Below are 11103 nucleotides of genomic sequence, written 5' to 3'. Positions count from 1 at the left end.
TGATATCTAAATATGCTGTTCTTCCCATACATAAATATACAAAAAATATATGACATTATATAACTATATTGGTATTAAACTTACAAAGCTTATAACGAAACGTCGTTCCACCTTTCGCGAAAGCGGAACTACAACAAACAAAAATGCCTCTTAAAATCTCAAGAGGCGTTTTAATATAATAGAAAACGTGGTATTAAGCAGCGTTATCTTCTTTAATTTTATTCAATGCACTTCCTTTACGGTACCACTCAATTTGAGCAGCATTATAGGTGTGATTTACTTTTATGGTATCCTTAGAACCGTCTGCATGAGTTAACTCAATGGTTAATGGCACATCTGGAGAGAAGTCTGCAAGATCTACAAAGTTGAAGTTATCATCTTCTTGAATAAGATCATAGTCTGCCTCGTTTGCAAACGTAAGTCCTAACATTCCTTGTTTTTTCAAGTTAGTTTCATGAATACGTGCAAATGATTTTACAATCACTGCTACTACACCTAGGTGGCGTGGCTCCATTGCAGCGTGTTCACGAGAAGATCCTTCTCCATAGTTGTGATCTCCTATTACTACTGAAGGAATTCCTGCTGCTTTATAAGCTCTTGCCGTGGCTGGCACAGCCCCATACTCACCATCTAACTGATTCTTAACAAAGTTAGTCTGTTTATTATATGCGTTTACGGCACCTATTAAACAGTTGTTAGAAATGTTATCTAAGTGGCCTCTATAACGCAACCATGGTCCTGCCATTGAAATGTGGTCTGTGGTACATTTACCAAATGCTTTGATCAATAATTTTGCCTCAGAAATATCTGTCCCAATAGGTGTAAATGGCTCTAATAACTGAAGACGATCAGAGTCTTTGTTAACTTTAATCTCCACGGCACTTCCATCTTCTTGTGGAGCTAGGTAACCATCGTCTTTTACTTCAAAACCTTTAGGAGGCAATTCCCATCCTGTAGGTTCGTCTAGCATTACTTCTTCTCCATCTTCATTAATCAACTTATCTGTGATAGGATTAAAGTCTAGTCTACCTGCAATAGCGATGGCAGCAACCATTTCTGGTGATGCTACAAAGGCATGCGTGTTAGGATTTCCATCGGCACGCTTTGCAAAGTTTCTATTAAATGAATGTATGATAGAGTTTTTAGGTGCGTTTTTAGGATCTTCATAACGTGCCCACTGGCCGATACATGGCCCACAAGCATTAGTAAAAATCTTTGCGTCTAGATTTTCAAAAATTCCTAAAATACCATCTCGCTCTGTGGTATAACGCACTTTTTCTGATCCTGGATTTATACCAAAATCTGCTTTAGTCTTTAATTTTTTATCAATTGCTTGTTGTGCTATCGAGCTTGCACGAGAAAGATCTTCATAAGAAGAGTTTGTACAAGAACCTATAAGTCCCCATTCTACTTTAAGTGGCCAGTCGTTTTCAGTTGCTTTTTCATTCATAGAACCTACCTCAGTAGCTAGATCTGGAGTAAACGGCCCATTTAAATGTGGCATTAAGGTATTTAAATCGATTTCAATTACCTGATCAAAATATTGCTCTGGGTTTGCATACACCTCATCATCACCGGTAAGGTATTCTTTAACTTCATTTGCAGCGTCTGCAATGTCAGCTCTATCTGTTGCACGTAGATAACGTTCCATTGAAGCATCATAACCAAATGTAGAAGTCGTTGCTCCTATCTCTGCTCCCATGTTACATATTGTTCCTTTTCCTGTACAAGAAAGGTTTGTAGCACCATCACCAAAATATTCTACTATTGCACCTGTACCACCTTTTACGGTAAGGATCTCAGCTACTTTTAGAATCACATCTTTAGGCGCTGTCCAGCCTGATAATTTACCAGTTAGTTTAACACCTATAAGTTTAGGAAATTTTAATTCCCAGGCCATTCCTGCCATAACATCTACAGCATCTGCTCCACCTACACCTATAGCTACCATTCCTAATCCGCCAGCATTTACGGTATGAGAATCTGTCCCTATCATCATACCTCCTGGAAATGCATAATTTTCAAGGACTACCTGGTGAATGATACCTGCACCTGGTTTCCAAAAACCGATACCGTATTTATCTGACACTGACTCTAAAAAATTAAAAACCTCGTTAGAAGTATTCAAAGCATCTTGAAGGTCAGAACTAGCGCCGTTTTTTGCTTGAATCAAGTGATCACAATGCACCGTGGTAGGTACAGCAACTTTTGTTTTACCAGCTTGCATAAATTGTAACAACGCCATTTGCGCGGTGGCGTCTTGACATGCGATACGATCTGGTGCAAAATCTACATAATCCTTGCCTCTAGTAAAGGGCTTACCTGGAATTCCATCCCAAAGGTGAGAGTACAAAATTTTCTCAGCTAGTGTAAGAGGCTTACCTGTGATTTCTCGAGCTTTATTAACACGAGATGGTAACTCATTGTACACTTTTTTAATCATGTCGATATCAAATGCCATAAGGTATATTATTAATTTGTTAGTGTTTTAAATGTACAAAATTATAGAAGGACTATTTATAATATAAATATAAAATTGACTACTGTGCTGATAGTTAAAATTAATAATAAGTAAATATCATACTAATCAAAAAAGCCTGAATCATAAGATTCAGGCTTTAATTATAGTAAGTAGTTTGTAGTTTTAAGCAACAACTAAGTTCTTAGTAGAAGGCTTAAATTTAGTTAAAACTATACCTTCCACTGCTGCTTCATATTCTTCCATTGTAGGTGTTCTTCCTAAGATAGTAGATAGTACAACTACTGGAGTAGAAGATAATAAAGACTCTCCTTTTTTACCATCTGTATCTCTTACCACTCTACCTTGGAATAAACGAGTAGAAGTAGCCATTACTGTATCACCTGGTTCTGCCTTTTCCTGGTTACCCATACACAGGTTACAGCCTGGACGCTCTAAATACAACATATTTTCATACTTAGTACGTGCCAGTCCTTTAGGCGCATTATCATCAAATTCAAAACCTGAATATTTAACTAGAACATCCCAGTCTCCTTCTGCTTTTAATTCATCTACGATATTGTATGTAGGAGGCGCTACAACTAAAGGAGCATTAAATACTACTTTTCCTTGTTGTCTCTCGATATTCTTTAACATCTGGGCTAAGATTTGCATATCTCCTTTATGAATCATACAGGATCCTACAAAACCTAAGTCTACTTTCTTAGTACCTCCATAATAAGATAACGGGCGGATGTTATCGTGAGTATAACGTTTAGAAACATCTTCATTATTCACATCTGGATCTGCTATCATAGGTTCTACGATCTTATCTAGATCGATAACCACATCAGCATAATACTTTGCATCGGCATCTGGTTTTAACGCAGGTTTTACACCAGTTTTAATCTCAGTAATACGGTTATTTGCTTTGTCAACTAGACCTTTAAGATCTTGTTTTGGGTTATCCATACCCTTATCAATCATAATCTGGATACGATCTCTAGATATTTCTAAAGATTCAATTAAGGTCTCGTCTTCAGAAATACAGATAGAAGCTTTTGCTTTCATCTCTGCAGTCCAGTCTGTAAAAGTAAATGCTTGATCAGAAGTTAACGTTCCGATATGTACTTCAATAATTTTTCCTTGGAAAACGTTTTCTCCATCAAATTGATCTAACATTTGCTCTTGAGTAGCATGCACTACATCACGGAAGTCCATGTAAGATTTCATTTCTCCTTTAAAGGTAACCTTCACTGATTCTGGAATAGGCATAGTAGCCTCTCCTGTAGCAAGAGCTAAGGCAACGGTTCCTGAATCTGCTCCAAAAGCAACACCTTTTGCCATACGAGTATGTGAATCTCCACCTATAATCACATCCCAGTCGTCAACTGCGATGTCATTTAATACTTTGTGAATAACGTCTGTCATTGCATGATACTTCCCTTCTGGATGGCGTGCTGTTACTAATCCGAAGTCGTTCATGAACTTCATTAATCTAGGGATATTAGCCTTAGACTTATCATCCCAAACTGAGGCAGTATGACAGCCAGATTGATAACCACAATCAACGATAGGAGAAATAACAGTCGCTGCCATCATCTCTAATTCTTGAGAAGTCATTAAACCAGTAGTATCTTGAGAACCTACAATGTTTACTTCTACTCTTACATTAGAACCAGCGTGTAATGTTTTTCCTGGTGTAGATCCTACGGCATTTTTATTGAATATTTTTTCAACTGCAGTTAAACCTTGACCATCTATAGATACTTCTTTTGCAGTAGCATATACTTGTGGTACGTCTATATTTAAAACCTTACAAGCAAAGGTTTGTAATTTTTTACCAAAAACAACTGCATAAGATCCACCAGCTTTGATAAACTCCATTTTAGGTGGTGTTAGAGCTGTAGAGATATCCTTTAATTCTTTGTCACCGTTATATAATTTCTTGGTTTTTGTATTGATAGTAAGAACCGTACCTGTAGCTACAGAATATTCTTCTTTAAGAATAGCCTCACCATCTTCATCAACTATCGTATTACCGTGAGCATCTTTTTGCTTTACCCAGTTTTTTAAATCAATACCGATACCACCAGTTACTCCTACCGTAGTTAAGAAAATAGGTGCAATACCATTTGTACCTGCGATTACTGGAGCGTAATTAATAAATGGTACGTAGGGACTGAAAGGAACACCAGTCCATAAAGCTACGTTGTTAACACCAGACATTCTTGAAGAACCTACTCCCATAGTTCCTTTGTCGGCAATTAACATCACTCTTTTGTCTGGATGTTGCTCTTTTAAGGCAAGCAATTCTTTTTGCATATCTTTATTATGCTCAAACATAGACTGACCATGTAACTCACGGTCTGATCTTGAATGCGCATCTGCACCTGGAGATAATAAATCTGTAGAGATATCACCTATACCTGCAACAAAAGTTACAATTTCTATTTCTTCTTCAACATCTGGTAATTTTGTAAAAAACTCTGCTTGTGCATAGCTCTCAATAAGCTCTTTAGCAATAGCATTACCATCGTTAAATGCTTTTTCTAACTTTTCAGTATCTGCTTCATACAAGAATACTTGAGTTTTTAAAACTTTGGCAGCTTCTTGAGCTATTTGAGAATCACTACCTAGAGCAAGATCTAATAAAACCTCTACAGAAGGTCCACCCTTCATGTGAGAAAGTTGCTCAAAAGCAAAAGCTGGTGTAATTTCTTTTACTACTTCCTGTCCTAAAATAATTTCTTTTAAGAACTTAGCTTTAACAACAGCAGCACTAGTCGTACCTGGTAAAACATTATAGATAAAGAAGTTAAGAGACTGCTCTCTATACTCGTTATTTACGTCTTTAATTTGCGAAATAATTTCGCTTAACAATTCAGCTCCATCTATAGGTTGTGGGTGAAGTCCTTGTTCTTTTCGGTCTTCAATTTGCTGAAGGTAGTCCTTATAAGTATTCATATAGCTTGTTATAGTATTCGATTCAATGTAAATTAAGAAACACCCTTATGATGTAAACTTTTTCTTACTGATAGTCTTACATCCAAGGCCATATTCATTAAAATAATTCATCATTTTTTATGGTTGGTAAATCTACAAAAAGGAGACGTTAAATGAAAGTTTAACACACTATCGCAGTAGTTTAGAAATTATCAAAATAGCAGGGTATGAAAGTATCGTACTATGCTATATCAATAATTTAAACAGCTTTAAACTATCGATATGACAAAAAATCGTGTAAATATTTGTGTTTTAGCTTTCGCGAAAGCGTAATCATTTATTTTTATACCACTATTATGAGATCTTTTAAATAATAAAAGCACCTTATTTGAGGTGCATTTATAAAATAGAAATCAAAAAACTAATCAAAGTATCTGAGCGATGATACTTTCTTCTGTATGACCTTCAGCTTCTGCCTTATAGTTTTTAATAATTCTGTGTCTTAAAATCCCAGTCGCGACAGCCTTTACGTCTTCAATATCTGGACTGTATTTACCATTAACCGCTGCATGTGTTTTTGCGGCTAGAATTAAATTTTGAGATGCTCTAGGACCGGCACCCCAATCGATATATTGTTTAATAATTTCTGGAGCCTCATCACTTTTAGGCCTCGTTTTACCCACTAATTTAACTGCATACTCGATAACGTTATCTGCAACTGGAATACGTCTAACTAGTTGTTGAAAATCTACTATTTCCTTTGCGGTGAATAATGCATTTATCACTGGTTTTTTATCACTAGTAGTTGCCTTAACTACATCTACCTCTTCTTTATATGTAGGGTATTGTAAAAAGATAGAAAACATAAATCTATCTAACTGAGCCTCTGGTAATGGATAAGTTCCTTCTTGCTCGATAGGGTTTTGTGTAGCTAGAACAAAGTAGGGTGCATCTAACTTGTAATTATGACCGGCCACGGTTACCGATTTTTCTTGCATTGCTTCTAGAAGTGCTGCTTGCGTTTTAGGTGGCGTACGGTTAATTTCATCTGCCAGGATTATGTTAGTAAAGACTGGTCCTTTAATAAATTTAAATGTTCTATTCTCATCGAGAATCTCACTTCCTAGTATGTCACTAGGCATTAAATCTGGCGTAAACTGTATACGTTTAAAATCTAGTCCTAGTGCTTGCGATATGGTATTTACCATTAAGGTTTTTGCTAGTCCTGGGACACCCACCAGAAGCGCGTGACCGCCAGAAAATATAGAAATTAATATTTCATTAATTACATTTTCCTGGCCTATTATTACTTTGGCTATTTCCTTTTTAAGTTCCTGATGTTTTTTTACCAGGTTATCAATCGCAGCTACATCTGACATGTGGTGGGGTTGGTTTATTAACTATTTACTTCCAGGTATTCAAAATATCACACTCGTTATATTCTGTTCCTATCTTAATATATGTATCGGCTATTTTATCATTACGCCATTTATTGATCGCTTTTACTTGCTTATCTTTTAGTGCTAGATCTTTAATTTTTAAATAATCTTGAGCATAATTTGCTTTATGATCTGGGATTTTATCGATTACATAAACTAGTTTAAAGGACTTTGCTCCTGTCTGGCTTTTCTCTTCGATTATACCGCTCACATCTCCCTTTTCCAGAAATTGTAATGTAGATGCCATATCAGATTCCAATCTTGTAATTTCTACTCTACCAGTTCCTGTGTTAGGGTTGATAATTTTACCTCCATTTTGAGCTGTTCTTTCTTCGTCACTTATTTCTTTTGCAGCCTCCCCAAATTCAATTTCTTTAAGAATAATGCGGTCACGCATGGCATTTAATTCTGCCTTTGCTTTTTCCATCTGACTTACCGATATATAAGGAATTAATAAGATGTGTCTTACCTGTCTTATCTGGCCTATAACTTTCTCTACATAAAGAATGTGCCAGCCGAATTGAGTTTCAAAAGGCTCACTAATTTCTCCTTCTCGCAAAGAAAAAGCCTGATCTTTAAATTCTTTTACAAAAGGACTAGATCTTTGTAATTCTAACACTCCGCCTGCACGCTCTGTACCAGTATCATCAGAATAAAGAGTTGCTTTTGCAGCAAAATCTGCACCGTTATCAAGAACATCTTCTCTGTATTCTTTGAGTTTATTAACAACTAGGTCTATTTCACTTTGTTCAGGCTCTGGTATAACTACTATTTGAGCCATTTCTACTTCTGTATTGAATAGAGGTAATTCTTCTTCAGATATTTTACTAAAAAACTCACGTACTTCTTCTGGTGTGATCTCTACTTGCTCCGTGATTCTTTCTTGCATGCGCTGTGCTAGTAACACGTCGCGATTTAATCTATTAAGGGCTTCTCTTACCTGACCTATATTATCTTTTTTATAGAATTCGGCTACCTTTTGCTCATCAGTAGTCTGTAAACCATTCTTAAAATATTGAATAGTTTGCTCTGTTCTACCTTCTATCTCCCGATCGCTTATGGTTATACTGTCTTGAATTGCATGGTGGGCATACATTTTTTCTGACAGTAGGCTTTCCATTAATTCACAATTTGAAATATCAGCTATTCCAGACTGTCTATTTGCCTGCTCTTTGGCACTTACAATATCAGACCCTAAGATTACATAATCTCCTATGACACCAGCGACACCTTCTATAAGGAATCTTTTCTTTACAGGCTTTACACTGTCCATGGCAGCCAGCGTTTCTGCAACGATCTGGTCATCTACGTCTACCACATCATTATCTGTGATAGTTGTTTGTGCGGTTACCGCTTTCGCGAAAGCGAGAACTATAAAAACACCTAAGTATTTAATTGTTGATTTTAAGTTTATCACTGTTAATAGCGTCATTTAATAAATCTTTTTCTAATTTTTTAATATAGGCTAGCTTACTTTTATTGAGCAAAACCTGTTTTACCGTAGGCTTAATATAAGATAAAGGCGCACGATCGCCGCGTTTGAGCACTTTATTGAAGCGCACCAAATATACACCAAGACTATCTTCTAGCTTCCAAATTTTGTTCTCTTTTATATATAACTTTTCATTTACTGGATTGATTACATTCATAGCGTCAAAAAGATGGCTCTTTTTAACCCATATGCTATCATTTAAAAAGTAATTACGGTACGTTAATTTTAAGCTATCGATTTTTTTCAACGAAGGTACATCACCTTCATTGAACCATTTTGTTATTTTTTGCAAATCAGTGTTAAGAGGGTCTAATTGCAGGTATTTAAATTGTACTAAATCCTCATTTAATTTAAAGTCTTCTTTACGTAATTCATAAAAAGCTCTAATTTCTTTTTCTGATATTATAGTGTCTAGATTTTGTTTAGTTAGGTCTTTTAAGTATTCTTGAGCATACAATTCTACACGGTAATTCTCTACTAATTCATCTAGCTCTTGTTGCCTATCTTGTCGTATATTATCTCGAGCGTTATCTAACAATAAATAATCTGTAGCCCACTTATTTATGTATGTATCTATTATTCGTGTACTATCTGCCACGGTATAATAAGGCGGTAAGACACGTTTTAAATCGCTTTTATCTAGATAATGCTTTCCTAAACTGACTACAGGGTCTGGCACTGTTTCTTTTTCAAAAAACTGACAGGAGGCTAGACTTGCTGCTATGAATATATATATAAGTCTATTAATCAAGTTGTTTTTCTATTTCTTTTTTAACCTTTTTCAACACTTTTCTACTCACCTTAATTTGATGACCTTTTCTTAAATTCTCTAACCAGTTCTTTTCTAGTTGTTGCTGGTAGGCATTTATTACACTTCCTCTAGCTTCTTCTAGTGTTTTATTAGTAGGTTCTTTGATCTTTTTAACGTTTATTACTTTATAAAAATTATCCCCTACGTCATGATAAACTGAAGACACTCCTAGCTTTATTTCAAAATTATCTGGTAATCTATTATAAGTTTCTTCTACCTCTCCACTAGATACCATGACTTGTGTCTTATTATCGATATTTAAATTGCTTTTTATAACGTCTATCGCTACTTTTTTAATGAGCTGTTCTCGTACTTTTTCAGCTACTTCTTGAGATATATTTTGGGTTAAATCTATGTCTAGTCTTCGTTTCCATTTGTAGTCTTCTTGATGACTTTTAAAATAGTTGTTTAAACCTATAGAATCGTTCTTTGCTTTGTTCCATATTTTTTCTTCAATAAGATCAAAAATTAGAAAACCTTCTTTAAATTCATTGTACAGAAATCTAAATTCTTCATTATCTCTCTCTAGGTTCTTATTGTGGTAAGCCATCAACTGCTCGTTAATGTATTCTTTATAGTAGGCGTCTAATTTTACTTTTTTAGATGGATAAGGCTGTAAATCCTTAACTATTTTAATTTCTACATATTTTAGAAAGTCTTCTACTTTAAAAGAGGATTCTCTAAGAGTAAAAAGTTTTTGATCCAGACCCTTAACCTGATTATCAAATTTATACTTACCTGACAGTAGTAAAGTATCATTTACGATCTCATACACGTTTTTAGGCAACGTATTTTTTGATTTCATGTTATACAGAGTCTTTAATTTATTTATAAAGCCTTCTGTTATTTTTCTAGATCTGGGAGATTTTTTAATTCTATTCTCTAGTTCTTTCTTTAAATCTTCATAAGATTGAACAGGGTGTTTTTCTAATAGCTTAATAATATGCCATCCATATTTAGTTTTTATAGGCTCACTGTAATCTCCTACCTTGTTTAATGCAAATGCTGCGTTTGCAAAATCTTCGTCCACACCACCTGTGCCGAATCTATTCAATTTACCTCCACGAGCGGCGCTATTACCATCGTCAGAGAACTCTCTCGCTAATTGTTTAAAATCTTTGCCAGATTGCACCTGTTCATAAATCTCCATGATACGTTCTTGTGCGGTTTTACTAGCTGCATTTTTTTTATCAAAAGTCATGATATGTGCCACAGTAAGATCACCAGGATTAGGTCTAGTATCGTTAACAAATACTATGTGATAACCAAAGTCTGTTCTGAACGGCTTTGAAAAACTCCCCTTTTTTGTATCAAATGCGGCATTTTCAAATTCATATACCATTTTAAAGGAACCAAACCAGCCTAAATTACCCTCGTTACCTGCGCTAGGACCTTCACTCTTAGTTCTTGCTAGAGAAGAAAAACTAGCACCTTTTTGCAACTCTTTTTCTATATCATGAATTTTATTCCATGCTTTTAAAGTGTCTGCAGGTGAGGCTGTGCGATCTACCTTAATGAGAATATGACTTACATTTACTTCTTTATTCTCACGCTCATAAGCCTCTTTTATCAATTTATCTGAGACTTCATTATCAGTTAGAAATGCCTGCGCGATACTAGAACGAGTGCTCTGAATTTCTTTGAGGTAATCTACTTTTTCATGTAAACCTAAGCTATAAGCTTGTTGTAATTTAAGGCGGTAATCGATATAGAGATCTAGATAATTATCAATATTTTTATGACCTTCTTCTTTTACTATATCTATGTTTTTAAAGTAAAACTTCATAAAAGTACCTGCGTCATAGTCTGTACCGTCTATAGTCAGCAGTGTTTTATTATCTAGGTTTTGTGCCGTTGATTTTACGGTAAACAAAAAAACACTTATCAAAAATAATAAACTACTTAAATTTTTCATACCGTTCTTTTTCAAGTATTGCAAACATAGTTATTTAAGATT

Annotated in this window: 6 protein-coding genes; all 6 read right to left on the bottom strand. The window is 35.2% G+C overall.

Translation table 11 applies throughout. The annotated features are described in order from the left end of the window. Positions 1-193: 193 nt before the first annotated feature. The 6 genes from Q0838_RS11105 to Q0838_RS11080 all read right to left on the bottom strand — a co-directional run bounded on the left by Q0838_RS11105 (position 194) and on the right by Q0838_RS11080 (position 11061). On the bottom strand, positions 194-2461 hold the full coding sequence (locus Q0838_RS11105) for an aconitate hydratase (RefSeq protein ID WP_298954868.1): 2268 nt from the start codon (positions 2459-2461) through the stop codon (positions 194-196). Positions 2462-2644: 183 nt separating this feature from the next. Beyond that, on the bottom strand, positions 2645-5425 hold the full coding sequence (locus Q0838_RS11100) for a bifunctional aconitate hydratase 2/2-methylisocitrate dehydratase (RefSeq protein ID WP_298954866.1): 2781 nt from the start codon (positions 5423-5425) through the stop codon (positions 2645-2647). Between the two features lie 404 nt (positions 5426-5829). After that, positions 5830-6783: a MoxR family ATPase gene (locus Q0838_RS11095; RefSeq protein ID WP_298954864.1), complete on the bottom strand. Its 954-nt coding sequence runs from the start codon at positions 6781-6783 to the stop codon at positions 5830-5832. 25 nt (positions 6784-6808) lie between these two features. Continuing rightward, positions 6809-8275: a peptidylprolyl isomerase gene (locus Q0838_RS11090; protein ID WP_298954863.1), complete on the bottom strand. Its 1467-nt coding sequence runs from the start codon at positions 8273-8275 to the stop codon at positions 6809-6811. Beyond that, positions 8235-9086: a hypothetical protein gene (locus Q0838_RS11085; protein ID WP_298954861.1), complete on the bottom strand. Its 852-nt coding sequence runs from the start codon at positions 9084-9086 to the stop codon at positions 8235-8237. The genes Q0838_RS11090 and Q0838_RS11085 overlap by 41 nt, the downstream gene beginning before the upstream one ends. Further along, positions 9079-11061 (bottom strand): peptidylprolyl isomerase, encoded by a 1983-nt coding sequence (locus Q0838_RS11080; protein ID WP_298954860.1) that lies wholly within the window; start codon positions 11059-11061, stop codon positions 9079-9081. The genes Q0838_RS11085 and Q0838_RS11080 overlap by 8 nt, the downstream gene beginning before the upstream one ends. Positions 11062-11103: the final 42 nt, after the last annotated feature.

This window comes from uncultured Nonlabens sp., from assembly GCF_947495285.1.
Lineage (GTDB): Bacteria > Bacteroidota > Bacteroidia > Flavobacteriales > Flavobacteriaceae > Nonlabens.
This window is presented reverse-complemented; position numbering and strand designations above follow the sequence as displayed.

Coding starts and splice junctions, on each gene's coding strand:
- Q0838_RS11095 (WP_298954864.1), bottom strand. CDS start 6,783: ATGTCAGATGTAGCTGCGATTGATAACCTGGTAAAAAAACATCAGGAA.
- Q0838_RS11105 (WP_298954868.1), bottom strand. CDS start 2,461: ATGGCATTTGATATCGACATGATTAAAAAAGTGTACAATGAGTTACCA.
- Q0838_RS11080 (WP_298954860.1), bottom strand. CDS start 11,061: ATGAAAAATTTAAGTAGTTTATTATTTTTGATAAGTGTTTTTTTGTTT.
- Q0838_RS11100 (WP_298954866.1), bottom strand. CDS start 5,425: ATGAATACTTATAAGGACTACCTTCAGCAAATTGAAGACCGAAAAGAA.
- Q0838_RS11090 (WP_298954863.1), bottom strand. CDS start 8,275: ATGACGCTATTAACAGTGATAAACTTAAAATCAACAATTAAATACTTA.